This is a genomic window from Pseudomonas sp. B3(2017), from assembly GCF_002113595.1.
Taxonomy (GTDB): Bacteria; Pseudomonadota; Gammaproteobacteria; order Pseudomonadales; family Pseudomonadaceae; genus Aquipseudomonas; species Aquipseudomonas ekonensis.
In genome coordinates this window covers 385795-411108 of record NZ_NEIU01000002.1, presented here as the reverse complement: position 1 = coordinate 411108, position 25314 = coordinate 385795, and the positions used below count along the sequence as shown (strand labels likewise).

The 25314-nt window shown below is 64.8% G+C and carries 25 protein-coding genes and 1 other RNA gene; 16 read left to right on the top strand and 10 right to left on the bottom strand.

Annotation, left to right across the window (positions count from 1 at the left end):
• Positions 1-46: 46 nt before the first annotated feature.
• Positions 47-715 (bottom strand): isoprenoid biosynthesis glyoxalase ElbB, encoded by a 669-nt coding sequence (gene elbB, locus CAG33_RS04495; RefSeq protein WP_085581111.1) that lies wholly within the window; start codon positions 713-715, stop codon positions 47-49.
• A gap of 116 nt (positions 716-831) precedes the next feature.
• Here elbB and CAG33_RS04490 point away from each other — a divergent pair, with 116 nt between their 5' ends.
• Positions 832-2067, top strand: coding sequence for a sterol desaturase family protein (locus CAG33_RS04490; RefSeq protein WP_085581109.1), 1236 nt, complete (start codon positions 832-834; stop codon positions 2065-2067).
• On the opposite strand, the gene CAG33_RS04485 is transcribed toward CAG33_RS04490, so the two are convergent.
• Complete coding sequence (locus CAG33_RS04485) at positions 2048-2704, bottom strand: DedA family protein (RefSeq protein WP_085581107.1); 657 nt, start codon at positions 2702-2704, stop codon at positions 2048-2050. The genes CAG33_RS04490 and CAG33_RS04485 overlap by 20 nt on opposite strands.
• 208 nt (positions 2705-2912) lie before the next feature.
• On the opposite strand from CAG33_RS04485, the gene hemB reads away from it, so the two are divergent.
• The gene (hemB, locus tag CAG33_RS04480) at positions 2913-3926 is read left to right on the top strand and encodes a porphobilinogen synthase (protein ID WP_085581105.1); all 1014 of its coding nucleotides are present in this window, start codon (positions 2913-2915) and stop codon (positions 3924-3926) included.
• Between the two features lie 18 nt (positions 3927-3944).
• Positions 3945-6167, top strand: coding sequence for a polyphosphate kinase 1 (gene ppk1 / locus CAG33_RS04475; protein ID WP_085581103.1), 2223 nt, complete (start codon positions 3945-3947; stop codon positions 6165-6167).
• A gap of 84 nt (positions 6168-6251) precedes the next feature.
• On the opposite strand, the gene ppx is transcribed toward ppk1, so the two are convergent.
• A complete protein-coding gene (gene ppx / locus CAG33_RS04470) occupies positions 6252-7754 on the bottom strand; it encodes an exopolyphosphatase (protein ID WP_085581101.1) in 1503 nt (500 codons plus the stop codon).
• Positions 7755-8029: 275 nt separating this feature from the next.
• Between ppx and trxA the strand changes: the two genes are divergently transcribed.
• The 6 genes from trxA (at position 8030) to CAG33_RS04440 (ending at position 15425) form a co-directional block, all read left to right on the top strand.
• Positions 8030-8359, top strand: a complete 330-nt coding sequence (trxA, locus tag CAG33_RS04465; protein WP_085581099.1) for a thioredoxin TrxA — start codon at positions 8030-8032, stop codon at positions 8357-8359.
• Positions 8360-8606: 247 nt separating this feature from the next.
• Positions 8607-9866 carry a transcription termination factor Rho gene (gene rho, locus CAG33_RS04460; protein WP_085581097.1) on the top strand — a complete coding sequence of 420 codons (1260 nt, stop codon included), beginning with the start codon at positions 8607-8609 and terminating at the stop codon, positions 9864-9866.
• Positions 9867-10061: 195 nt separating this feature from the next.
• Positions 10062-12056: an acyltransferase family protein gene (locus CAG33_RS04455; protein ID WP_085637117.1), complete on the top strand. Its 1995-nt coding sequence runs from the start codon at positions 10062-10064 to the stop codon at positions 12054-12056.
• Positions 12057-12125: 69 nt separating this feature from the next.
• Positions 12126-13592 (top strand): 4-hydroxy-3-polyprenylbenzoate decarboxylase, encoded by a 1467-nt coding sequence (ubiD, locus tag CAG33_RS04450; RefSeq protein WP_085637114.1) that lies wholly within the window; start codon positions 12126-12128, stop codon positions 13590-13592.
• The gene (locus CAG33_RS04445; protein ID WP_085637111.1) at positions 13592-14560 is read left to right on the top strand and encodes a CDP-6-deoxy-delta-3,4-glucoseen reductase; all 969 of its coding nucleotides are present in this window, start codon (positions 13592-13594) and stop codon (positions 14558-14560) included. Before ubiD ends, CAG33_RS04445 begins: the two co-directional genes overlap by 1 nt.
• Positions 14561-14756: 196 nt before the next feature.
• Complete coding sequence (locus CAG33_RS04440) at positions 14757-15425, top strand: gamma-glutamylcyclotransferase (protein ID WP_085581088.1); 669 nt, start codon at positions 14757-14759, stop codon at positions 15423-15425.
• On the opposite strand, the gene glpT is transcribed toward CAG33_RS04440, so the two are convergent.
• Positions 15401-16750 (bottom strand): glycerol-3-phosphate transporter, encoded by a 1350-nt coding sequence (glpT, locus tag CAG33_RS04435; RefSeq protein ID WP_085581086.1) that lies wholly within the window; start codon positions 16748-16750, stop codon positions 15401-15403. The genes CAG33_RS04440 and glpT overlap by 25 nt on opposite strands.
• Positions 16751-16974: 224 nt before the next feature.
• On the opposite strand from glpT, the gene CAG33_RS04430 reads away from it, so the two are divergent.
• Positions 16975-17604 (top strand): flagellar basal body-associated protein FliL, encoded by a 630-nt coding sequence (locus CAG33_RS04430; protein ID WP_085581084.1) that lies wholly within the window; start codon positions 16975-16977, stop codon positions 17602-17604.
• A gap of 15 nt (positions 17605-17619) precedes the next feature.
• On the opposite strand, the gene CAG33_RS04425 is transcribed toward CAG33_RS04430, so the two are convergent.
• On the bottom strand, positions 17620-18597 hold the full coding sequence (locus tag CAG33_RS04425) for an NADPH:quinone oxidoreductase family protein (protein ID WP_085581082.1): 978 nt from the start codon (positions 18595-18597) through the stop codon (positions 17620-17622).
• Positions 18598-18747: 150 nt separating this feature from the next.
• Between CAG33_RS04425 and CAG33_RS04420 the strand changes: the two genes are divergently transcribed.
• Positions 18748-19155, top strand: coding sequence for a flagellar basal body-associated protein FliL (locus tag CAG33_RS04420; protein ID WP_085581080.1), 408 nt, complete (start codon positions 18748-18750; stop codon positions 19153-19155).
• A gap of 178 nt (positions 19156-19333) precedes the next feature.
• Here CAG33_RS04420 and CAG33_RS04415 read toward each other — a convergent pair whose 3' ends face one another.
• Positions 19334-19786, bottom strand: coding sequence for an EVE domain-containing protein (locus tag CAG33_RS04415; protein WP_085581078.1), 453 nt, complete (start codon positions 19784-19786; stop codon positions 19334-19336).
• A gap of 196 nt (positions 19787-19982) precedes the next feature.
• Here CAG33_RS04415 and CAG33_RS28465 point away from each other — a divergent pair, with 196 nt between their 5' ends.
• Complete coding sequence (locus CAG33_RS28465) at positions 19983-20138, top strand: hypothetical protein (protein WP_170929950.1); 156 nt, start codon at positions 19983-19985, stop codon at positions 20136-20138.
• Positions 20139-20175: 37 nt separating this feature from the next.
• On the opposite strand, the gene CAG33_RS04410 is transcribed toward CAG33_RS28465, so the two are convergent.
• From CAG33_RS04410 to CAG33_RS04395, 4 genes are all read right to left on the bottom strand, one after another.
• Positions 20176-20781, bottom strand: a complete 606-nt coding sequence (locus tag CAG33_RS04410; RefSeq protein ID WP_085637108.1) for a 5-formyltetrahydrofolate cyclo-ligase — start codon at positions 20779-20781, stop codon at positions 20176-20178.
• Between the two features lie 80 nt (positions 20782-20861).
• Positions 20862-21040: non-coding RNA, 6S RNA (ssrS, locus tag CAG33_RS04405), on the bottom strand.
• Positions 21041-21070: 30 nt separating this feature from the next.
• On the bottom strand, positions 21071-21388 hold the full coding sequence (locus CAG33_RS04400; protein ID WP_085581074.1) for a cell division protein ZapA: 318 nt from the start codon (positions 21386-21388) through the stop codon (positions 21071-21073).
• Positions 21385-21594, bottom strand: a complete 210-nt coding sequence (locus CAG33_RS04395; RefSeq protein WP_085581072.1) for a TIGR02449 family protein — start codon at positions 21592-21594, stop codon at positions 21385-21387. The genes CAG33_RS04400 and CAG33_RS04395 overlap by 4 nt, the downstream gene beginning before the upstream one ends.
• A 135-nt stretch (positions 21595-21729) precedes the next feature.
• Between CAG33_RS04395 and CAG33_RS04390 the strand changes: the two genes are divergently transcribed.
• Genes CAG33_RS04390 through CAG33_RS04375 form a run of 4 tightly spaced genes read left to right on the top strand, consistent with a single transcriptional unit; the run spans position 21730 to position 25314 of the window.
• Positions 21730-22290, top strand: coding sequence for a YecA family protein (locus CAG33_RS04390; RefSeq protein WP_085581070.1), 561 nt, complete (start codon positions 21730-21732; stop codon positions 22288-22290).
• A 27-nt stretch (positions 22291-22317) separates the two neighbouring features.
• Positions 22318-23652: a Xaa-Pro aminopeptidase gene (pepP, locus tag CAG33_RS04385; RefSeq protein WP_085581068.1), complete on the top strand. Its 1335-nt coding sequence runs from the start codon at positions 22318-22320 to the stop codon at positions 23650-23652.
• Entirely contained in the window at positions 23649-24836 is a 1188-nt protein-coding gene (gene ubiH, locus CAG33_RS04380; protein ID WP_085581066.1) for a 2-octaprenyl-6-methoxyphenyl hydroxylase, read from the top strand. Before pepP ends, ubiH begins: the two co-directional genes overlap by 4 nt.
• Positions 24829-25314 carry a DUF4442 domain-containing protein gene (locus CAG33_RS04375; protein ID WP_085581064.1) on the top strand — a complete coding sequence of 162 codons (486 nt, stop codon included), beginning with the start codon at positions 24829-24831 and terminating at the stop codon, positions 25312-25314. The genes ubiH and CAG33_RS04375 overlap by 8 nt, the downstream gene beginning before the upstream one ends.

The window sequence follows — 25314 nt, the reverse complement described above, 5'->3', positions numbered from 1 at the left end:
GGGTGGCGAAGGAGCAAGCTCCCTCGCCACAAAGGGGCGCTTGCGCTCAGGCGTCGTTCTCGTGGGTCAGTTCCAGCACGCGGTCGACCAGCTTGTTGATCCCCGAAGCCGCCTCGCCGATCGATTTCGCCAGCATGTAGGCCGGGGTGGTCACCAGTTTGCGTGCCTTGTCTTCGACGATGTCGGTCACCGCGCAGTCTTCGTGGGTGGCGCCCATCTTGCCGATGGCCGCTGCGGTGTCGGCGTCGTTGCCGATGGTGCAGGTCACGCCCGGGCCGTAGATCTTCGCCGCCAGCGCCGGCGAGATGCAGATCAGCCCCACCGGCTTGCCCGCTTCGGCAAAGGCTTCGGCCAGGGCCAGCACCTCAGGCTGCACGGTGCAGCCGGGGCCTTCGACGGCGAAGTCGGACAGGTTCTTCGCCGCACCGAAGCCGCCGGGCACGATCAGCGCGTCGAAGTCCTCGACGTCGGCCTCGCGCAGGTCCTTGACCTCGCCGCGGGCGATGCGCGCCGACTCCACCAGCACGTTGCGCGACTCGGGCATCTCTTCGCCGGTCAGGTGGTTGATCACATGCCGTTGCGCGATGTTCGGGGCGAAGCACTGCACCTGGGCGCCGCGCTGGTCGAGGCGCAGCAGGGTGATGACGCTTTCGTGGATCTCGGCGCCGTCGTACACGCCGCAGCCGGACAGGATCACTGCGATTTTCTTGCTCATGGGGCTTTCTCCAGATTCATGGCGTTAAATGTCCACTAATTTGTCACTCGTTGCCATAGGGATAATTCGCGGCTACACCTAGGATCTGTCCTCAAAGATCACGATCAGGGCGCGTCATGGATTTCATTCTGTATGCGGTACCGTTCTTCTTTGTGCTGATCGCGGCGGAGCTCGTCGCCGACCGCTGGCGCGGGGTGAGTAACTACCGCGTGGCCGATGCGGTGAACAGCATCAGCACCGGCGTGCTGTCGACCACCACCGGCCTGTTGACCAAGGGCGTGGGGCTGGTGACCTATGCGTTCGCCCTGGATCACATGGCCCTGCTGCGGCTGCCGGCCGACAGCGTCTGGGTCTGGGTGTTCGCCTTCGTGTTCTATGACTTCTGCTACTACTGGCTGCACCGCATGGGCCATGAGCGCAACATCCTGTGGGCCGCCCACTCGGTGCATCACCAGAGCGAGGACTACAACCTTTCCACGGCCCTGCGCCAGACCAGCACCGGGTTCCTGTTGAGCTGGATCTTCTACCTGCCGATGGCGCTGGCCGGGGTGCCGCTGCCGGTGTTCGTCAGCGTGGCGGCGCTGAACCTGCTGTACCAGTTCTGGGTGCACACCCGGCACATCCCCAAGCTCGGCTGGTTCGAGTGGTTCTTCGTCACGCCGTCCAACCATCGGGCCCACCATGCGCAGAACGCTCTCTATATGGACCGCAACTACGGCGGGGTGTTCATCGTTTGGGACAGGCTGTTCGGCTCGTTCCAGGAAGAGGACGACAACGAACCGGTGATTTTCGGCGTGACCACGCCGCTGGCGAGCTGGAACCCGCTGTGGGCCAACCTGCAGTTCTATGCGCAATTGTGGGACGACGCGCGACGCACGCGCAGCAGATGGGACAAGCTGCGGATCTGGTTCATGCGCACCGGCTGGCGCCCGGCGGACGTGGCGGCGCAGTACCCGATGAGCAAGCCGGACCTGAGCCAGTTCCGCAAGTTCGAGGTGCCGCTGGACGGCCGCCAGCAGTGGTACGTGGTGCTGCAGTTCGGCGTCTACATTGCGTTGGGCAGCTACCTGATGAACCTTGAGCACAGCCTGCCCGCCGGTGCGCTGGTGCTCGGCTGGGGCGCGGTGGCGCTGGGGCTGTTCGCGTTGGGCACGGCGTTGGAGAATCGCCCGTGGGCGTTGCGGGTGGAGCTGCTGCGGCTGGCCTCGAACCTGCCGCTGGTGTGGCTGGCGCCGCTGGTGGGGCTGTGGCCGGCCAGCCCGGTGGCGTGGATCGGCCTGCTCAGTTACACCTTGCTCAGCGGCATCGGCCTGTACTGCTGCCGCCAGCGACTCACTCGGCTGGCGTCTTAGGCGTCTTGGTCTCGGCCGCGCTGGCCAGTTCGGCCTTGCGCCGCTCGGCCTTGGCGGCCTGTTCGTCTTCGTAGACCTGCTTGGCCAGCCGCGCATTCTTGAAGCGTCGGCGCAGCCACAGCAGCAGGCCCAGCACCAGCAGGCCGCCGAGCACCCACAGTTCGTACTTCTTGATGCTGCCCAGCATGCCTTCGAGCACGGCGCCGAAGTGATACGCGGCGGCGGCCAGCGCGGCGGCCCAGATGGCCGCGCCGATGCCGTTGAGCAGCAGGTAGCGTCCCGGCGGATAGCCCGACAGGCCGATCGCCACCGGCATCACGGTGCGCAGGCCGTAGACGAAGCGGAAGCTCAGCACCCAGATGTCCGGATGCTTGCGGATGTGCTCCAGCGCCCGGTCGCCCATCATCTGCCAGCGCGGCTTGCGCGCCAGCAGCTTGCGCCCGTGCTTGCGGCCCAGGAAGTACCACAGCTGGTCGCCGGCGTAGCTGCCGAAGAACGCCACGACCACCACCAGGTTGATGTCCATGTAGCCACGGAACGCGAGGAAGCCCGCGAGCACCAGGATGGTTTCGCCTTCGAAGAACGTGCCGAGAAACAAGGCAAAGTAGCCGAAGTCATGCAGAAGTTGTTGGAGCATTGTCTGGGTGCTGGCGAAATGAACGCGCAGCCTAACCCTTCGGACACATTCAGGAAAGTGTCGAAATGTGTCTCGACGTGAACAATTCCTACACTGACAATGGAATGCGACTACCTGTCACAGGGGTGCACATAACTGTAATACGACCGTCATAATGGCCGCTTATAACTGTCACGCTCGCCCGTCTGCGCGGGCTCAGGAGTCTGCCGTGAGCTTTACCCCTGCCAACCGCTTGTTCCCAGCCACCCGCCTGCGCCGCAACCGCCGTGACGGGTTTTCCCGTCGGCTGGTGCGTGAAAACGTGTTGACGGTCGACGACCTGATCCTGCCGGTGTTCGTGCTCGACGGCGAGAACCGCCGTGAAGCCGTGGCCTCGATGCCGGGTGTGGAGCGCCTGACCGTCGACCTCCTGCTGGAAGAGGCGGCCAAGTGGGTTGAGCTGGGCATTCCGGCGCTGGCGCTGTTCCCGGTCACCCCGCCCGGGCTCAAGTCCCTCGACGCCGCCGAAGCCTGGAACCCCGAAGGCATCGCCCAGCGCGCCACCCGGGCCTTGCGTGCGCGGTTCCCGGAACTGGGCGTGATCACCGACGTCGCCCTGGATCCGTTCACCACCCACGGCCAGGACGGCATCCTCGACGAAAGCGGCTACGTGCAGAACGACATCACCGTCGATGCGCTGGTCAAGCAGGCGTTGTCCCATGCCGAGGCCGGCGCCCAGGTGGTGGCTCCGTCGGACATGATGGACGGGCGCATCCAGGCGATCCGCGAGGCCCTGGAAGTGGCCGGCCACGTCAACGTGCGGATCATGGCCTACTCGGCCAAGTACGCCAGTGCCTATTACGGGCCGTTCCGCGACGCGGTGGGCTCGGCGGCGAACCTGGGCAAGGCCGACAAGGCCTCCTATCAGATGGATCCGGCCAACAGCGACGAAGCCCTGCACGAAGTGGGCGCCGACTTGTCTGAAGGCGCGGACATGGTGATGGTCAAGCCGGGCATGCCGTACCTGGACATCCTGTTCCGGGTGAAGGATGCCTTCAAGGTGCCGACCTTCGTCTATCAGGTCAGCGGCGAATATGCCATGCACATGGCGGCGATCCAGAACGGCTGGTTGAGCGAAGGCGTGATCCTCGAATCCCTGACCGCCTTTAAACGTGCGGGCGCTGATGGCATCCTGACTTACTTTGCTGTCCGTGCCGCCCAATTGTTACGAGAGCAGAAATAGCCCTCCCAGGAACATTCGATGAATACCGAAGGACTCACTGAAGTTGCCGTAAAAGACGCTCAACCTGTGGTCGAGCAGATCACCGAGACGCCACCGGAGCTCGAGCCCGCGCCACCCGCGCCGGCCGCCGAAGCCGCCGCGGCCCCGGTGATCGCGATTCCGGGCCTGGATGACAGCAGCCTGTACATCCACCGGGAATTGTCGCAACTGCAGTTCAACATCCGCGTGCTGGAACAGGCGCTGGACGAGTCCTATCCGTTGCTGGAGCGGCTGAAGTTCCTGCTGATCTTCTCCAGCAACCTCGACGAATTCTTCGAGATCCGCGTCGCCGGCCTCAAGAAGCAGATCACCTTCGCCCGTGAGCAGGCCGGCGCCGACGGCCTGCAGCCGCACCAGGCCCTGGCCCGGATCAGCGAACTGGTGCACGGCCACGTGGACCGCCAGTACGCGATTCTCAACGACATCCTCCTGCCGGAGCTGGAAAAGCACCAGATCCGCTTCATCCGCCGGCGCTACTGGACCACCAAGCTCAAGACCTGGGTGCGCCGCTATTTCCGCGACGAGATCGCGCCGATCATCACCCCGATCGGCCTCGACCCGACGCACCCGTTCCCGCTGCTGGTGAACAAGAGCCTGAACTTCATCGTCGAGCTCGAAGGCATCGACGCCTTCGGCCGCGACTCGGGCCTGGCGATCATCCCGGCGCCGCGCCTGCTGCCGCGGATCATCAAGGTGCCGGAAGAGGTCGGCGGCCCGGGCGCCAACTACGTGTTCCTGTCGTCGATGATCCACGCCCACGCCGATGACCTGTTCCAGGGCATGAAGGTCAAGGGCTGCTACCAGTTCCGCCTGACCCGCAACGCTGACCTGGCGCTCGACTCCGAAGACGTCGAAGACCTGGCCCGGGCCCTGCGCGGCGAGCTGTTCTCGCGCCGCTACGGCGACGCGGTGCGCCTGGAAGTCGCCGACACCTGCCCTAAGCATCTGTCCGACTACCTGCTCAAGCAGTTCAACCTGAGCGAGACCGAGCTGTATCAGGTCAACGGCCCGGTCAACCTGACCCGCCTGTTCAGCATCACTGGCCTGGACAGCCATCCGGAGCTGCAGAACGCCCCGTTCACCCCGCAGATCCCCAAGCTTCTGCAGAACAGCGAGAACATTTTCAGTGTGGTCAGCAAGCAGGACATCCTGCTGCTGCACCCGTTCGAGTCGTTCACGCCGGTGGTGGATCTGCTGCGCCAGGCGGCCAAGGATCCGCACGTCCTGGCGGTGCGCCAGACCCTTTACCGCTCCGGCGCCAACTCGGAAATCGTCGATGCCCTGGTGGACGCGGCGCGCAACGGCAAGGAAGTGACCGCGGTCATCGAGCTGCGCGCGCGCTTCGACGAAGAGTCCAACCTGCAGCTGGCCAGCCGTCTGCAGGCGGCCGGCGCGGTGGTGATCTACGGCGTGGTCGGCTTCAAGACCCACGCCAAGATGATGCTGATCCTGCGCCGCGAGCAGGGTGAGATCGTGCGCTATGCCCACCTCGGCACCGGCAACTACCACGCCGGCAACGCCCGCCTGTACACCGACTACAGCCTGCTGACCTCCGACGATGCCCTGTGCGAAGACGTCGGCAAGCTGTTCAGCCAACTGATCGGCATGGGCAAGACGCTGCGCATGAAGAAGTTGCTGCATGCGCCGTTCACGCTGAAGAAGGGCATGCTCGACATGATCGCCCGCGAGACGCAGTTCGCCCTCGACGGCAAGCCGGCGCACATCATCGCCAAGTTCAACTCGCTGACCGATCCGAAGATCATCCGCGCGTTGTACAAGGCCAGCCAGTCCGGCGTGCGCATCGACCTGGTGGTGCGCGGCATGTGCTGCCTGCGTCCGGGCATCGCCGGGGTATCGCACAACATCCACGTGCGTTCGATCATCGGCCGCTTCCTGGAGCACACCCGGGTGTTCTATTTCCTCAACGGCGGCGAGGAGCAGATGTTCCTCTCCAGCGCCGACTGGATGGAGCGCAACCTCGACAAACGGGTCGAGACTTGCTTCCCGGTGGAAGGCAAGAAGCTGCTGACCCGGGTCAAGAAGGAGCTGGAGCTGTACCTGACCGACAACACCCACAGCTGGAGCCTGCAGTCGGACGGCCGCTACATCCGCAACACGCCGACGGGCAACCAGAACCCGCGCAGCGCCCAGGCGACGCTGCTGGAGCGGCTGGGCAGCCCGATCCTGCCGGTCAGCAGCTGACCGACGGCCAGGCACAAAAAAGGCGATCCCTCGGGATCGCCTTCTTGTTTCGCCGGTTTCCTGCGGCGGGTCGGTCGCCACCGGTCAGTGGACGGTCAGCACGATCCCGACCCGCGTCAGCCACTCCGCCTCCAGGGCGAAGTCCGCCTGGGTCAGCTGGTTGTCGTCCAGCCAGTGTTCCGGGAACTCCACATCGAGGGTGTCGCCGTTGGCGTGCAGCGCCACTTGCGGCATCGCCTGGGTGCCGCGGATGTGGTGGAACAGGATGGCGAAGCGCAGCAGCACGCACAGGCGGATCAGCTTGATGCCGTCGTCGTCGAACTCGGCGAACTTGTCCTTGGGGATGTTGCGGCGGTGGCCGCGCACCAGCAGCGCCAGCATCTGCTGGTCCTCGCGGGAGAACCCGGCCAGGTCCGAGTGCTCGATTAGGTAGGCGCCGTGCTTGTGGTAGTGGTAGTGGGCGATGTCGAGGCCGACTTCGTGCACTTTCGCCGCCCAACCCAGCAGTTCGCGCCAGATGCCGTCCTCCAGGTCCCAGTCCGCGGCGACCTGGTCGAAGGCGTGCAGGGCCTTGCGCTCGACCCGCGCCGCCTGTTCCAGGTCGACGTGGTAGCGCTCCATCAGCGACGTCAGGGTGCGCTCGCGCACGTCTTCGTGATGGTGGCGGCCCAGCAGGTCGTACAGCACGCCTTCGCGCAGCGCGCCTTCGCAGTGATCCATGCGCTTGAGTTCGAGGGCGTCGAAGATCGCCTCGAGAATCGCCAGGCCTGCCGGGAAGATCGCCCGGCGGTCAGGCTTGATGCCTTCGAAGTCGATCTTGTCCGCGTCGCCGAGCTTGAACAGCCGGCGCTTGAGCCAGGCCAGGCCTTCGGCGTTGACCTCGCCCGAACCGTGGCCGCCGGCCTTCAGCGCCAGGCCGATGGCGCGGATGGTGCCCGAGGAGCCGATGGCCTCGTCCCAGGTCAGGCGGTGCAGGGCGTGCTCGATGCTCATGATCTCCAGCCGCGCCGCCGTGTAGGCCTGGGCGTAGCGGGCCGGGGTGATCTTGCCGTCCTTGAAGTAGCGCTGGGTGAAGCTGACGCAGCCCATCTGCAGGCTTTCGCGCAGCAGCGGCTCGAAACGCTGGCCGATGATGAATTCGGTGCTGCCGCCGCCGATGTCGGCCACCAGGCGCTTGCCCGGCGTGTCGGCGAGGGTGTGGGAGACGCCCAGATAGATGAGGCGCGCTTCTTCGCGGCCGGAGATGACCTCCACCGGATGGCCGAGGATCTCTTCGGCGCGGTGGATGAACTCGACGCGGTTGCGCGCCTCGCGCAGGGCGTTGGTGCCGACGATCCGCACGGCGCCCAGGGGCATGCCGTTGATCAGTTGGGCAAAGCGCTTGAGGCAGTCGAGCCCGCGCTGCATGGATTCTTCGTTGAGGTGGCGCTCTTCGTCGATGCCGGCGGCGAGCTGGACCTTCTCCCCGAGGCGTTCGAGAATGCGGATCTCGCCGTTCTGGGCCTTGGCCACGACCATGTGGAAGCTGTTGGAGCCCAGGTCGATCGCGGCGATCAGGGACAGATTCTTGGCTTGGTTCTGGGGCATGGTCAGGGGGTCTCGGTCGATAACCCCGACATCGTGCCACGATCAAACGCCGCCGCCAACGCGCAGGGGCCAAACCCTTGATCCTGCGCAGATTCGCGCAAGATCCTTGGCCGACCTGAGCCGCCGCCTTTCGCCGGGGCCCCGGCGACGCGCGGTTTGAGCTATACCCAAACTCATGAGCCACCATAGCGAGACTCAATCATCTGCGGCTTCCTGAACAGGGGAAGGGCGGCTATGATGGGCCACGTTTTTTTGCTTACAACCTGGAGAATTCCATGAGCAGCGATCTGATCAAACACGTTAGCGACGCTAGCTTCGAAGCTGACGTACTCAAGGCCGAAGGCGCTGTCCTGGTCGACTACTGGGCTGAGTGGTGCGGCCCGTGCAAGATGATCGCTCCGGTCCTGGACGACATCGCCGCCGAGTACCAGGGCAAGGTGACCGTCGCCAAGCTGAACATCGACGAGAACCAGGAAACCCCGGCCAAGCACGGCGTGCGCGGCATCCCGACCCTGATGCTGTTCAAGAACGGCAACGTCGAAGCGACCAAAGTCGGCGCGCTGTCGAAGTCCCAGCTCAAGGCTTTCCTCGACGCCAGCCTCTGAGCGCCGCTGTAAAGTCCGCTGAAAAAGGCCCCGCAAATTGCGGGGCTTTTTGCTTATTCAGGGCTAGACGCTCCGAAACTCAGGTGATACATTCGGCCCCGCACTGGTTTCTCCACTGCCCCCTGCTAGCCGTCGCCGACGCACTCCTTTCGAACAAGTACGCGATCCTGTCGCCTTCTCCGCGGCGCGGCCTCATTAAGCCAAAAGCTTAATTTCCCCCCTCTATAAATGATTACGTCATTCCTATATGAATCTGACTGAACTCAAGCAAAAGCCGATTACCGACCTGCTCCAGCTGGCCGAAGACATGGGCATAGAAAATATGGCCCGTTCGCGCAAGCAGGACGTGATTTTCTCCCTGCTGAAAAAGCACGCGAAAAGCGGTGAGGAAATCTCCGGTGATGGCGTGCTGGAGATTCTCCAGGACGGCTTCGGCTTCCTGCGCTCCGCTGACGCTTCCTACCTCGCAGGTCCCGACGACATCTACGTCTCGCCGAGCCAGATCCGCCGTTTCAACCTGCGCACCGGCGACACCATCGTCGGCAAGATCCGCCCGCCGAAGGAAGGCGAGCGTTATTTCGCCCTGCTCAAGGTCGACACGATCAACTTCGACCGTCCCGAGAACGCGAAGAACAAGATTCTGTTCGAGAACCTGACCCCGCTGTTCCCGAACGTGCGCATGAAGATGGAAGCCGGCAACGGTTCCACCGAAGACCTGACCGGTCGTGTGATCGATCTGTGCGCGCCGATCGGCAAAGGCCAGCGTGGTCTGATCGTGGCGCCGCCGAAGGCCGGTAAAACGATCATGCTGCAGAACATCGCAGCGAACATCGCCCGTAACAACCCAGAAGTTCACCTGATCGTGCTGTTGATCGACGAACGTCCGGAAGAAGTGACCGAAATGCAGCGCACCGTGCGCGGCGAAGTGGTCGCCTCGACCTTCGACGAGCCGCCGACCCGTCACGTGCAAGTGGCCGAAATGGTGATCGAGAAGGCCAAGCGCCTGGTCGAGCACAAGAAGGACGTGGTGATCCTGCTGGATTCCATCACCCGTCTGGCCCGCGCCTACAACACCGTGATCCCGAGCTCCGGCAAGGTGCTGACCGGTGGTGTCGATGCCCACGCCCTGGAGAAGCCGAAGCGTTTCTTCGGCGCGGCGCGCAACATCGAAGAAGGCGGCTCGCTGACCATCATCGCCACTGCGCTGGTCGAGACCGGCTCGAAGATGGATGAAGTGATCTACGAAGAGTTCAAGGGCACCGGCAACATGGAGCTGCCGCTGGACCGCCGCATCGCCGAGAAGCGTGTGTTCCCGGCCATCAACATCAACAAGTCCGGCACCCGCCGCGAAGAGTTGCTGACCGCCGACGACGAGCTGCAGCGCATGTGGATCCTGCGCAAGCTGCTGCACCCGATGGACGAAGTCGCGGCCATCGAGTTCCTGGTCGACAAGCTGAAGACGACCAAGACCAACGACGAATTCTTCCTGTCGATGAAGCGCAAGTGACATAGACGGTCGAGTCCGAAAAGTGGCGCCCTGCGGGGCGCCATTTTTTTGCCTGTTTTTTTGTCTGGGCGATGGGAGGTTCGCGATCTGGTATGGTCAGTGACTGGGCATAACAACAGGCAGCGAGTGCGGGCGGCTCATGGAGAGCGTCGCGGCTGCACAGAAAACAACCATCTGATCGGCATTGAACAAATTATGAGCACTCTCGCTTATCGAAGGGATATCGACGGCTTGCGCGCAGTCGCGGTGATCGCCGTTGTGCTGTTCCATTTCGGGGTTCCGGGCTTTACCGGCGGTTTTGTCGGCGTGGACGTGTTCTTCGTGATTTCCGGCTACCTGATCACCTCGATCATCTGGAACCAGCGCCAGGCCGGGCGCTTCAGCTTCGTCGACTTCTGGGCCCGGCGCGCCCGGCGGATCCTGCCGGCGCTGTTTGCGATGATACTCGCCGTGCTGGCGGTGGGCTGGTTCCTGCTGGCGCCAAAGGACTACGAAGAGCTGGGGCGCTCGGTGCGCTACCAGGTGATGTTCGTCTCCAACCTGCTGTTCATGCGGCAGGACGGCTACTTCGATGTCGCCTCCGACCTCAAGCCGCTGCTGCACACCTGGTCGCTGGCGGTGGAGGAGCAGTTCTACATTCTCTTCCCATTGCTGCTGACCGTGCTGTCCGGGCGCTTGAAGCACTGGCGGCTGGCGCTGTTCGGCGTGTTGCTGGTGTCCTTCGGCCTGAGTGTCTGGGCCGTCAGCCACCACCCGGAAAAAGCCTTCTTCCTGCTGCCCATGCGCGCCTGGGAGCTGCTGGCCGGAGCGATGTTGGCGGTGGCGCCGAAAAGCGCCTGGCGCCTGAAGCCGATGGCGGCCCAGGGCCTGAGCCTGCTCGGCCTGGCCCTGATCCTGCTGGCGGTGTTCGGCTACGACAAGGCCACGCCGTTCCCCGGTGCGGCGGCGCTGCTGCCGGTGCTGGGCGTGGTGGCGCTGATCCTGGCCAACGGGCACCGCCGGACCTGGGTCGGCGAGCTCCTGAGCAGCCGGTTGATGGTCGGTCTCGGCCTGGTGTCGTATTCCTGGTACTTGTGGCACTGGCCGGTGTTCGTGTTCTCCCGCTACGCCAGTGTCGATGAGCCGGGCGCGTTCGACACCCTGGGCCTGATTCTGCTGACGCTGGTGTTGGGCTATCTGTCCTGGAAATTCGTCGAGACGCCGTTCCGCGAGCGTCGCCTGCTCGCCGGCCGTCGGCAGATCCTGCTGGCCGGTGCCTGCGGCGTGCTGGTGATCGGCCTGGCCGGACAGAGCCTGCGCTGGACCGACGGCTTGCCGTGGCGCCTGTCCGAGCAGGCGCTGCAGTACGCCAAGGGGCGCGAGTGGCGGCCGGAGCTGATGGCCTGCCTGGCCGACGACAAGACGCCGGACGACAAACTGTTCTGCCATTACGGCGCCGCGAACGGTCCGGCCCGCACCCTGGTCTGGGGCGACAGCCACGCCACCGCGCTGATCCCGGTGTTCGACGACGGCGCCAAGGCCCATGCCGTGAGCGTGATGCTGGCCAGTTCCCCCGGTTGCGTGCCGGTGCAGGGCCTCGAGCATGACGCCCGCTGCGCGCGCTTCAACCAGCGGGTCGAGCATGCCTTGGCGCCGCCGGTGAGCGACGTGGTGTTGGTGGCGCGTTGGAGCCTCTACCTCTACGGCGACGCCAAGGGCGATCTGGCCCACGCCCTGAAGGCCGCCGACGGGCACTACGACCGCGCCGTCGCCGAGCAGCGCCTGGCCGATGGCCTGCGGGCGCGGGTGGCGCAGCTGCGGGCCGGCGGGCATCGGGTCTGGCTGGTGAAGGAGGCGCCGCTGCAGGCTTTCAGCCCGCCGTACCGGCTCACGCGCCTGGCGATGCTCAACCGCCCGGTGGACGATGTCGGCCTGGCGCTCGGCGAGCACCTCAAGCGGCAGACTTTCATCAGCGGGCTGTTCGCCCAGCTGGCGCAGGATCCGGCGGTGCGGGTGGTGGATCCGGCGCCGCGGCTGTGCGACGCGGAAGGTTTTTGCCGCGCCGAACTCGACGGCCATTCCTTGTACACCGACGACAATCACCTCTCGGAAGTCGGCGCGCGGTTCGTGGCGCCGGTCCTCGAACCGTTGTTCGTCGGCCTGCAGGCCGGGGCGAACCTTCGCAAAGGGCAGGCCAATGCAGCCAAGTGAGGCCTGACGGGCTGCCAGCGGGCGGCATAGCAGGTAGGATGTACGCCTATTTTGAGGGTGCCATCGTCAATGAAATTCAAGGATCTTCGGGATTTCGTGCAGCAGCTTGAGCAGCGCGGAGAGTTGAAACGCATCCAGGTGCCCGTCTCGCCGGTGCTGGAGATGACCGAGGTGTGCGACCGCACCCTGCGGGCCAAGGGGCCTGCGCTGCTGTTCGAGAATCCGACCGGCTTCGACATCCCGGTGCTCGGCAACCTGTTCGGCACCCCGCAGCGGGTGGCGATGGGCATGGGCGCCGAGTCCACCGACGAACTGCGCGAGATCGGCAAGCTGCTGGCGTTCCTCAAGGAGCCCGAGCCGCCCAAGGGCCTGAAGGATGCGTGGTCGAAGCTGCCGATCTTCCGCAAGATCATCGCGATGGCGCCGAAGGTCGTGAAGGACGCGCCGTGCCAGGAAGTGGTCATCGAGGGCGACGACGTCGACCTGGCTACACTGCCGATCCAGCACTGCTGGCCGGGCGATGTCGCGCCGCTGATCACTTGGGGCCTGACCGTCACCAAAGGCCCGAACAAGGATCGCCAGAACCTGGGCATCTACCGTCAGCAGGTGATCGGCCGCAACAAGGTCATCATGCGCTGGCTCAGCCACCGGGGCGGGGCGCTGGACTACCGCGAGTGGTGCGAGAAGCATCCGGGCCAGCCGTTCCCGGTGTCCGTGGTCCTCGGCGCGGATCCGGCGACCATCCTCGGCGCGGTCACGCCGGTGCCGGACAGCCTCTCCGAATACGCCTTCGCCGGCCTGCTGCGCGACAGCCGCACGGAACTGGTGAAATGCCGCGGCAACGACCTGCAGGTGCCGGCCACCGCCGAGATCATCCTGGAAGGCGTGATCCACCCGGGCGAGATGGCGGACGAAGGCCCTTACGGCGACCACACCGGCTACTACAACGAGGTGGACAGCTTCCCGGTGTTCACCGTCGAGCGCATCACCCACCGCATCAAGCCGATCTACCACAGCACCTACACCGGCCGGCCGCCGGATGAGCCGGCGATCCTCGGCGTGGCGCTGAACGAAGTGTTCGTGCCGATCCTGCAGAAGCAGTTCCCGGAGATCACCGACTTCTACCTGCCGCCCGAGGGCTGCTCGTACCGCATGGCCGTGGTGACGATGAAGAAGTCGTATCCGGGGCACGCCAAGCGCGTGATGCTGGGTGTCTGGTCGTTTTTGCGACAGTTCATGTACACCAAGTTCGTTATCGTCACCGACGACGACATCAACGCCCGGGACTGGAACGACGTGATCTGGGCCATCACCACGCGCATGGACCCCAAGCGCGACACGGTGATGATCGACAACACGCCCATCGACTACCTCGACTTCGCCTCGCCGGTGTCGGGGCTGGGGTCGAAGATGGGGCTGGACGCCACCCACAAGTGGCCGGGCGAGACCACTCGCGAATGGGGCCGCGTCATCGTCAAGGACGACGCCGTCACCCAACGGATCGATGCCATCTGGAATCAGTTAGGAATAGATTGATGCGTGTAACCCTTCAGCCCTCCGGAGCGGTGCTAGAGATACGGCCCGGCGAGCGGATTCTCGATGGTGCGCGGCGCCTGGGCTACGAATGCCCGCAGAGCTGCCGCAACGGCAATTGCCATGTGTGCGCGGCGCTGCTGGTGGAAGGCCGGGTCGAACAGGCCGGCAAGGTGCATGACCACGGCGAGTTCTACACTTGCATAGCGGAGCCGCTGGAAGACTGCATCGTGCTGTGGGATGGCGTGCTCGCGCTGGGAGAGTTGCCGGTGCGCAGCCTGTCGTGTCAGGTCGTCGAATGCCGGGACGTCGGCGGCGATACCTGGCGGGTGCGCCTGCGGGCGCCGGCCGGCAAGCCGCCGCGCTACCACGCCGGGCAGTACCTGATGATCGAGCGCGAGAACGGCGAGAAATCGGCGTTCTCCATGGCCTCGGCGCCCCACGCCGGCCGCGACCTGGAGATCCACGTGCTGGCGCGTGAGAACAGCGCGCTGAGCCTGATCGACCAGCTCCAGCGCAACCCGCTGGTGCGCGTCGAGCTGCCGTTCGGCGACACCCACCTGGCCGAACTGCCCGAGGGGCCGCTGGTGCTGATCGCCGCCGGCACCGGCATGGGCCAGATCCACAGCCTGATCGAACACTGCCGGGCCAACGGCTTCAAGCACCCGGTGCACCTGTATTGGGGCGTGCGCCGGCCGGAAGACTTCTACCGCATCGAACATTGGGACGAATGGCTGAAGTTGCCCAACCTGTTCCTGCACAAGGTCGTCAGCGATCAATGCGGCTGGGAAGGGCGCTGCGGGATGCTGCACGAAGCGGTGTGCGAAGATTTCCCCGACCTCAAGGCCTTGCACGTCTATGCCAGCGGCTCGCCGGCCATGGTCTACGGCACGCTCGATGCGCTGGTCGAGGCCGGGATGGACGCCCATCAGATGCGCGCCGACGTGTTCGCCTACGCCCCTCGGGTATAAGTTCGATATACCTCCATATATAGCCGATCGGTATTTATGTAATTGCATGAATACCGGTAGGTTATATATCAATCCGGCAATGGATGAATGAAAGCGCCTGGCACTTCAATTGCCTTAAAACATATGTGCCTTATTGTTACAGCGGTGCGTTCTATTTAGTAATTCTTCACCCGCGGGGAGCTGAACGCTATTCGCCATGAGCGCCATCGAAAACGGTTTTTCGCATCCGGCTTACCCTCCGCGGCTCGATCTCGGGCCGCAGCTGACCCACGAACAGCTTCTCCTCTCCATGCAATCGACCATGGCGCGCCACAAGGGCGGGCCGGTGTGGCTGTTCGCGTACGGATCGCTGATCTGGCGGCCGGAATGCACGGCGGTCGAACGGGTGCGCGGGCGGGTGCACGGCTATCACCGCGGCCTGTACCTGTGGTCTCACGAGCACCGCGGCACGCCGGAGATGCCGGGGCTGGTGTTCGGCCTGGATCGTGGGGGCTCGTGCAGCGGCTTCGCCTACCGGTTGCCGGAAGACAATCTCGACAGCGCACTGTATGCCCTGTGGAAACGCGAGATGCCGTTTCCGTCCTACCGGCCGCACTGGCTCAATTGCCGTCTGGAGGATGGCAATCAGGTTCAGGCGTTGGGGTTTGTGTTGGAGCGGCACCTGCCCAGCTATGCCGGCAACCTGCCGGACCATGTGCTGAGCCAGGTGTTCGAAAGCGCCTGCGGGCGCTACGGCACGACGCGCGACTATGTCGAGCAGACCGCCCACGCCCTGCGCAGCCACGCCATGCCAGACCGCAATCTGGAGGCGCGGCTCAGGCGCTGCCGGTCACAGGCCGATCAGGCGAGCGCTTCGCGGCTCTGACTGGCGGCTTGCTTGTGCAGCAGGGTCGGGGCCAGGAAGGCCATCGACAGCAGGCAGGCGCCCACCAGCAGCACGAAACCGCCGTCCCAGCCGAAGTGGTCGACGGTGTAGCCCATTGCGGCGCTGGCCGCGACCGAACCGCCCAGGTAACCGAACAGGCCAGTGAAGCCCGCTGCGGTACCGGCGGCTTTCTTCGGCGCCAATTCCAGCGCCTGCAGGCCGATCAGCATGACCGGGCCGTAGATCAGGAAGCCGATGGAGAACAGGGCGATCATGTCGACGGTTGGGTTGCCGGCCGGGTTCAGCCAGTACACCAGGGTCGCCACGGTCACCAGGGCCATGAACACCATGCCGGTCAGGCCGCGGTTGCCGCGGAAGATCTTGTCCGACATCCAGCCGCACAGCAGGGTGCCCGGAATCCCCGCCCACTCGTAGAAGAAGTACGCCCACGACGTCTTGTCGACGTCGAAGTGCTTGGCTTCCTTGAGGTAGGTCGGCGCCCAGTCCAGCACGCCGTAGCGCAGCAGGTAGACGAACACGTTGGCCATGGCGATGTACCAGAGCATTTTGTTGCGCAGCACGTACTTGACGAAGATTTCCTTGGCGCTGAATTCGTCTTCGTGGCTGGCGTCGTAGCCTTCCGGGTAGTCGTTCTTGTACTTCTCGATCGGCGGCAGGCCGACCGACTGCGGGGTGTCGCGCATGGTGATGAAGGCGAACGCCGCCACCGCCAGGGCCACCGCCGCCGGGACGTAGAACGCGGCGTGCCAGTCGTTGAACAGGCCCATGCCGACCAGGAACAGCGGGCCGATCAGGCCGCCGCCGACGTTGTGCGCCACGTTCCACACCGACACCACGCCGCCGCGCTCCTTCTGCGACCACCAGTGCACCATGGTGCGTCCGCTCGGCGGCCAGCCCATGCCTTGGGCCCAGCCGTTGATGAACAGCAGGATGAACATCATGGTCACGCTGGAGGTCGCCCATGGCGCGAAACCGAAAATGAACATCACCCCGGCGGACACCAGCAGGCCGAACGGCAGGAAGTAGCGCGGGTTGGAACGGTCGGACACCAGGCCCATGAGGAACTTGGACAGGCCGTAGGCGATGGCGATGGCCGACATCGCCAGGCCCAGGTCGCCGCGGCTGTAGCCTTGGTCGATCAGGTACGGCATGGCCAGGGAGAAGTTCTTGCGCAGCAGGTAGTAGCCCGCGTAGCCGAAGAAGATGCCGGCGAAGATCTGCCAGCGCAGGCGTCGGTAGGTACTGTCGATTTTTTCTTCAGGCAGGGGAGCCTGATGTGCGGCAGGTCGAAAGAAAGCAAACATTCAAGAGCTCCAGAATTCTTGTTTTGACTGCGGATGTGAATGTTACAGTTTCGTTACCGAAAATAGCACCGCCTGCCATCCGCAAAACAGCGGAAATGTTGGAAAACGCACGTTCTTTTACGAACCTGTCGCTCAGCTGTAAGAACGGGGCGTTTTCACCACTTGTGAACATCGGGCGGCTTAGACTCGCGATCCGTCGACCGACTGTTCTGCAGAGATGAATGATGGCTTTGAAGGTGCGCATGCTTGTGGTCCGCCTGCTGGTGGCGGCCGTTCTCACCGCCGGCTTGCTGGCGCTGGTCTTCACTGACCATCCCGGGCATTCCGGTTTGCGCAATGCCACGGTGCTGATCATCCGGCATGCCGAGAAGCCCGACGTCGGAACCGAACTCAACGCCCGGGGCGAGCAGCGTGCCGCGGCCTATGCCGATTACTTCAACCCGCTGGAGCTGGATGGCCAGGCGCTGACGCCCCAGCGCCTGCTGGCCGCCGGCGATAGCCCCGAAAGCGTCCGCTCGCGCCTGACCCTGACCCCGCTGGCCCGGCGTCTGAACCTGTCGGTCGAGCAGCCCTACATCAACGGCGATGTCCATGACTTGGTGAAATTGCTGCGCAAAGGCAACAAGGCGCCGACGGTGCTGATCGCCTGGCACCACGGGCACATCGACAAGCTGATCAAGGCGTTCGGCGGCGACGCCACGGCGCTGATGGGCCAGCGCAAGTGGCCGGACGGGGTCTACGACTGGGTGATCGTCCTGCGTTTCGACGACAAGGGGCGACTCATTCCGTCACGCAGCGAGAAGGTCCAGGAGCACCTGCTGCCGGGTGACGGAGCGATGTCGCCCCGGATCTGACGGTACTTTGCCGGCTCAGCGCACCTGCACCACCACCTTGCCCACCGCCTTGCGCTGGCCCAGGTCATTGATCGCCTGCGCCGCCTCGCTCAGCGGATACACCTGCGACACCAGCGGCTTGAGCTTGCCTTCGGCGAACCAGCCGAACAGTCGCTGGAAGTTCGCGGCGTTGTCCTGGGGCTGGCGTTGGGCGAAGGAGCCCCAGAACACGCCGAGCACCGCAGCGCCCTTGAGCAGCGCGAGGTTGACCGGCAGTTCAGGGATGCGTCCGCTGGCGAAACCCACCACCAGCAGGCGGCCGTTCCAGGCGATGGCGCGGATGGCCTGGTCGAACAGGTCGCCGCCGACCGGGTCGTAGATCACGTCGGCGCCCTGGCCGTCGGTGAGGCGCTTGATCTCGTCCTTGAGGCTGGTTTCGCTGTAGTTGATCAGTTCGTCGGCGCCGGCGGCCTTGGCCACCGCGAGCTTCTCGGCGCTGCTGGCGGCGGCGATCACCCGGGCGCCCAGGGCCTTGCCGATTTCCACGGCGGCCAGGCCGACGCCGCCGGACGCGCCGAGCACCAGCAGGGTTTCGCCCGGTTGCAGGTTGCCGCGCTGGGTGAGGGCGTGCATCGAGGTGCCGTAGGTCATGCTGAAGGCGGCGGCCGTCCTGAAGTCCATCGACGGCGGGATCGGCAGCGCGTTGTAGCCCGGCACCGCGACCTGCTCGGCGAAGCTGCCCCAACCGGTCAACGCCATCACCCGGTCGCCGACCTTGAGATGGCTGACCTTCTCCCCGACTTCACGCACCACGCCGGCCGCTTCGCCGCCCGGCGAAAACGGGAAGGGCGGCTTGAACTGGTACTTGCCCTCGATGATCAGCGTGTCCGGGAAATTGACCCCGGCGGCGTGCACCTCCAGCAGGATTTCGTTCTTCTTCGGGGCAGGGCTGGCGACCTCTTCCAGCACCAGCGATTCGGCAGGGCCGAAGGCTTTGCACAGCACGGCTTTCATCAGGGCTATTCCTTTGGGAGTGATGGCCGATAAGTGTAGGTGTGGCCGTCGACGGGTCAACGAGCATGCCCGGCCCTGATAGTCCGCCATAAGCTTGTGCTTGCGCGGCGGGCCGTTATGCTAGGCCGCAAACCGGATAAGGAGCGAATTGTGAAAGCGTGGATCATGTTGTTGCTGGCCCTGTCTCTGCCTGTGGCAGCGCTGGCCGAAGAAGCCAAAGAAGGCGAGGCGCCGAAGGTCAACTACATCACCCTGAGCCCGCCGTTCGTGGGCAACTACGGGCTGGACGGCACGCCGAAGCTGAAGGTCTACAAGGCCGACGTGGCGCTGCGCGTGACCGGCGAGGAATCGACCAAGCTGGTCAAGGCCAACGAGCCGCTGATCCGCAATCAACTGGTGGCGCTGTTCGCCCAGCAGTCGACCGAGACCATGAACAGCCTCGAAGCCAAGGAAAAGCTGCGTCAGGAAGCGTTGAAGCAGACCCAGCAGGTGATGAACGACGAAACCGGCAAGCCGGTGGTCGAGGATCTGCTGTTCAACAACCTGATCATTCAGTAAATGACGGGGTGACTGCGCCGGCCTCATCGCTTGCAGGCAAGCTCCCAAAGGTTTTGGTGGTGACGCAGATCCTGCTCATCCGCTATACCCTGCGGGAGCCAGCCTGCTGGCGATGGCGCCAGTCGAGGCGCCGCCGGGCAGCATCGATCGCAAGGCATTCTTTGCGCCGACGAACGGCTCAAGGCTTGAGCGCAACCACCGCCGCCCACTGCTGCGGCGTCACCGGCATCACCGACAGCCGCGAGCCTTTCTGCACCAGCGGCATTTCCGCCAGCGCGGTCTGCTGCTTCAGGTAATCGAGCTTGAGCACCCGGGCGAACGTCTCGACGTGCTCCACATCGATCGCGCTCCAGGCGTTTTTCTCGGGTGTGGCCTTCGGGTCGTAGTAGTGGCTTTCCGGCTCCAGCGCCGTCGGATCCGGGTAGGCCGCCTGAACGATCCGGCCGATCCCGGCAATGCCCGGCTCCGGGCAGCTGGAGTGATAGAAGAAGAACAGGTCGCCGACCGCCATGGAACGCAGGAAATTGCGCGCCTGATAGTTGCGCACGCCGTCCCAGCGCGCCTTGCCGAGCTGCTGCAGGCCTTTGATCGAGAGCTCGTCGGGTTCGGATTTCATCAGCCAATAGGCCATGGTTCTTGCTCCTCGCAGGGGTCGTCGGGCAGGTCGTCGGCAATTTTATGACAAACCGACGGTCGGTTGACGTCAGCGTTTGCGCGGCGGTTCACGTTGTCGCAAAATGCCGGCCTTTAAAGCTTGACGCTGCTGCACGGCTACGAACGGAAACCGCTGCTGTCATCGTGATGATGTGCCTTGAGGGGGGCAATCGATGAAACGCAAACCGGATTTGCTTTGGACATTGGTGATCTTGTTCGGTCTCGGCGTCGTGACCACCGGTTATGCGCAGAGCCTGTGGGCCAACAAGGCCGACGCACCGGTCGAAGTGGCGCAGCAGGTCCAGCAGTCGACCGCCTTCAAGCGCTGAACCCCTTCTTGCGACGCTGCCTTTTCCCTCGCGGCGTCTATTCTGCGACGTACCACGCCTTGTCCGTCACCGTGCCCTGCAACGGCACATCCCAGCTGGCCTGCGCCAGACGCACCACTTTCTGACATTCATGGGCCAGCCCCAGCAGCACCGGCTTGCGCCAGTTCTTGCGCCGAGCGAGGTAGGCCAGGCTGCGGTCGTAGAAGCCGCCGCCCATCCCCAGGCGTCCGCCGACATCGTCAAACCCCACCAACGGCAACAGCACCAGGTCCAGCGCCCAGATCCTGCGCTGGCGGGCCGGGTTGATCCGCGGTTCGAGGATGCGGAAACGGTTGGGCGCAAGCTTCTCGCCGGGGCGGATGCGCTGGAACACCATCTTGGTCCGCGGCCAGGCGCTGAGCACCGGCAGGTAGGTGGCCTTGCCCCGGCGCTGGGCGGCGCGCAGCAGCAGGCGCGGGTCGATTTCGCCGTCGGTGGGCAGGTACAGGGAAACATGCTTGGCGCGCCGGAACTGCGGGTGCTGCGCCAATTGCCGGTACAGGCCTTCGGCGGCCTCGCGTTGCTGGCTCGGCGTCAGCGAGCGGCGGGCCTTGCGCAGCTGTCGGCGCAATTGGGGGCGGGTCGGCGGCGCGGGTTCGGTCATGGTTCGGCTTCGGCGAAGGGGTGCGAAAACGTACGCATAAAAAATCCGATGCCGGCATGCACCGGCATCGGATTCGAATCAGGCTCCCCGGATGAGCCGCTGTCGACTTAGCCCTTGAACCCGAGAGTTCAAGGTGGAGGATGCAGTAGGCTTTAAGGCTTTCCGTCTGGCGGACATGCACACCAGCCCAACGTGCAACCCCCAGGGTAGTGCAAATCGGCTCAGGGACATCGTCAACTGGCAAGCACCCCAGGGAGTGCCGCGAGTATACCTCAAGCGTCCCGGCGAATCAGCCCTTGCTGACGTCCGGATCGGTGGCCAGCACCAGATCGACGCGTTCGAGCAGGTCGCGCACCTGCTCGCGGGTCGAGCCGCTGGCCTGCAGGGCCGGGCGGTCTTCCTTGTGCAGCAGGTCGTGGGTGATGTTCAGCGCGGCCATCACGGCGATGCGGTCGGCGCCGATGACCTTGCCGCTGCTGCGGATCTCGCGCATCTTGCCGTCCAGGTAGCGGGCGGCGCTGATCAGGTTGCTGCGCTCTTCCTGGGGGCAGATGATCGAATACTCTTTGTCGAGGATCTGCACGGTGACGCTATTGCTTGAACTCATGAGTCTTGCTCCAGGGCCTTGAGACGCGAAATCATCGATTCGACCTTACGCCGGGCGATTTCGTTTTTTTCAATGAGATGCGCGCGTTCCTCGCGCCAGGTCTTTTCCTGAGCTGTTAAGAGTGCGTTTTGCCTCTTAAGTTGCTCGACTCGGTCAATCAGCAGTTCGAGTCTGGCCATCAGCGCTTGCAGGTCGATGTCTTCCATTGTGTCCACTGATTTCGTGTCTGACGGAGGCGGGCGCCTGGCTGGCGGTCAGCCTTTAATGGTCTTGGCGGGTCTGTCGATGTAGGATACAAGGCCTTCATTCTAGACATAGCGCCGTCTGGCGCCTAGCTGCCCATGCCCATTCAGAATTCCCCTTATCAAGCCTTCGCCACCCTGCTGAGCGCCAGTGGCCATCCCGTCTCGCCCGCCGAACTGCACGGCCTGCTGCTCGGCCGCAGCTGCGCCGGCGCCGGCTTCGACGTCGACGGCTGGCTGAGCGACGTGGCCTCCCTGCTCGAGACCGAGCCTGGGGACAACGTGCGCAACGCCCTGATCGGCCTCCAGGAAATGGTCAAGAGCGAACTGACCGGCGAAGACATGGCCGTGGTCCTGCTGCTGCCGACCGACGACGCGCCGCTGGCCGAACGCGCCGCCGCGCTGGGCCAGTGGTGCCAGGGCTTCATTTCCGGTTTCGGCCAGAACTCGCCCGACCGCAGCAGCCTGAGCACCGAAGCCACTGAAGTGCTGCAGGATCTGGTCGCGATCTCCCAGGTTCAGGATGCGCTGGAAGACTCCGAAGACGGCGAGAGCGACTACATGGAAGTCATGGAGTACCTGCGGGTCGCTCCGCTCTTGCTGTTCACCGAAACCAACAAGCAGGTTGGCGCACCGGCCGCCAAGCCTTCTCTGCACTGATCGCCGAACAGGGACGTCCGTCTGCCCATGATCCATATCCCGAAAGCGGAGTACGGCCGTCGCCGCAAGGCGTTGATGGCGCAGATGGAACCCAACAGCATCGCCATCCTGCCCGCCGCCGCGGTGGCCATCCGCAACCGCGACGTCGAGCACGTGTACCGCCAGGACAGCGATTTCCAGTACCTGAGCGGCTTCCCCGAGCCCCAGGCCGTGATCGTCCTGATGCCCGGCCGCGAGCACGGCGAATACGTGCTGTTCTGCCGTGAGCGCAACCCCGAGCGCGAGCTGTGGGACGGCCTGCGCGCCGGCCAGGAAGGCGCGGTCCGCGACTACGGCGCCGACGACGCGTTCCCCATCACCGACATCGACGACATCCTGCCGGGCCTGATCGAAGGCCGCGACCGGGTGTACACGGCCATGGGCAGCAACCCGGAGTTCGACCGGCACCTGATGGACTGGATCAACGTGATCCGCTCCAAGGCCCACCTCGGCGCCCAGCCGCCGAACGAATTCGTTGCCCTGGATCACCTGCTGCACGACATGCGCCTGTATAAATCGGCGGCGGAAGTGAAGGTGATGCGCGAGGCCGCGCGGATCTCGGCCCAGGCCCACATCCGGGCGATGCGGGCAGGCCGGCCCGGCCTGCACGAGTACAGCCTGGAAGCCGAGCTCGATTACGAGTTCCGCAAGGGCGGGGCGAAGATGCCGGCCTACGGCTCGATCGTCGCCGCCGGGCGCAACGGCTGCATCCTGCATTACCAGCAGAACGATGCGCTGCTCAAGGACGGCGACCTGGTGCTGATCGACGCCGGCTGCGAGATCGACTGCTACGCCAGCGACATCACCCGCACCTGGCCGGTCAACGGCAAGTTTTCCGCCGAGCAGAAGGCGATCTACGAGCTGGTGCTGGCCTCCCAGGAAGCCGCGTTCGCGCAAATCGCCCCGAACCGGCACTGGAACCAGGCGCACGAAGCCACGGTGCGGGTGATCACCGCCGGGCTGGTGGAGCTGGGACTGTTGCAGGGCGAGGTCGACGAGCTCATCGCGTCCGAAGCTTACAAGGCCTTCTATATGCACCGCGCCGGGCATTGGCTGGGCATGGATGTGCACGACGTCGGCGAGTACAAGGTCGGCGGCGAATGGCGGGTGCTGGAGGTCGGCATGGCGCTGACCGTGGAACCGGGCATCTACATCGCCCCGGACAATCTGAACGTGGCGAAGAAATGGCGCGGCATCGGCGTGCGCATCGAGGACGACGTGGTGGTGACCAAGAACGGTTGTGAAATCCTGACCGGCGGCGTGCCGAAGACCGTCGCCGAGATCGAGGCCCTGATGGCGCAGGCCCGGGCGGACGCGGCATGAGCCGGGTCAATCTGGCGATCATCGGCGGCGGCCTGGTCGGCGCCAGCCTGGCGTTGGCCCTGCAGGCCGGAGCCAAGGCCCGGGGCTGGAAAATCGTGCTGATCGAACCGTTCGCCCCCGGCGACACCTGGCAGCCGAGCTACGACGCCCGGTCGTCGGCGCTGTCGTTCGGCTCGCGGCAGATCTATCAGCGGCTGGGCGTGTGGCAGGAGATCTCCCGCCGCGCCGAGCCGATCAAGCAGATCCATGTGTCCGACCGCGGACGCTTCTCCACCGCCCGCCTGTCGGCGATGGAGGAGGGTGTGCCGGCCCTCGGTTACGTGGTGGAGAACGCCTGGCTCGGCCAGTGCCTGTGGCAGCACCTGGACAAGGACGTGATCAGCTGGCGCTGCCCGGCGGAGGTCACGCGCCTGGAGCCTTTGCCCGACGGTTACCGCCTGACCCTCAACGACGAGACCACGGTCGAATGCGACCTGGCGGTGCTCGCCGACGGCGGCCGCTCCGGCCTGCGCGAGCAGTTGGGCATCAACGTGCGCAAGCGTCCGTACAACCAGAGCGCGCTGATCGCCAACATCACCCCGAGCGAAGCGCACAACGGCATGGCCTTCGAGCGCTTCACCGATGACGGCCCGATGGCCTTGCTGCCGCTGCCGGACAACCGCTGCGCACTGGTCTGGACACGGCTGGGGATGGACGCGCAGCGCCTGACCGGCCTCAGCGAGCGGGATTTCCTCAGCGAACTGCAAGGTGTGTTCGGCTATCGCCTCGGCACCCTGAAGCAGGTCGGCGCCCGGCACCTGTACCCGCTGGCGCTGGTGGAGGCCGAAGAGCAGGTGCGCCCGCATTTGGCCGTGCTCGGCAATGCCGCCCACAGCCTGCACCCGATCGCCGGGCAAGGCTTCAACCTGTCTTTGCGCGATGCCGATGCGCTGGCGGCCGCGCTGCTGGCCAGCGACAAGCCGTTGGGTGACTTCGCCACGCTGCAGGCTTACCGCGAACGCCAACGGCTGGATCAAACCCTCACCGTGGGCTTCTCCGACCAGGTCACTCGCCTGTTCGGCAGCACCCAGCCTTTGGTGGCGCTGGGGCGCAACATCGGCCTGCTCGGCCTCGATCTGCTGCCGCCGGCCAAGCGCTGGTTCGCCCGCCAGGCCATGGGGCTGGGGACGCGGCCGGATGCGTAAGTGGCTGATGCGCCGCTTCGGCAAGGCGCGGCTGATGCGCTGGTTCCTGACGTTCTACCCGCCGTATCTGGGCGCCGGCGTCCGGGTGCGGCACATCAGCGATGACTTTCGCGACATCCGGGTGTCGATGGGGTTGGGCTGGCACAACCGCAACTACGTCGGCACCCAGTTCGGCGGCAGTCTGTATTCGATGGTCGACCCGTTCTTCATGCTGATGCTGATGGAGAACCTCGGGCCGCGCTACATCGTCTGGGACAAGGCCGCCGACATCGATTTCATCTCACCGGGCAAGGGCCCGGTGTTCGCAAGGTTCAGCATCGACGACGCGCTGCTGGACGACGTCCGCCGGCAGACCGCCAACGGCGACAAGTACCTGCCGCAGTTGCAGGTCGACATTCATGACGGCGCCGGCACCCTGGTGGCGCGGGTCGGAAAAACCCTTTACGTGCGGCTCAAGCCGCAAGCGAGACAGGCCTAA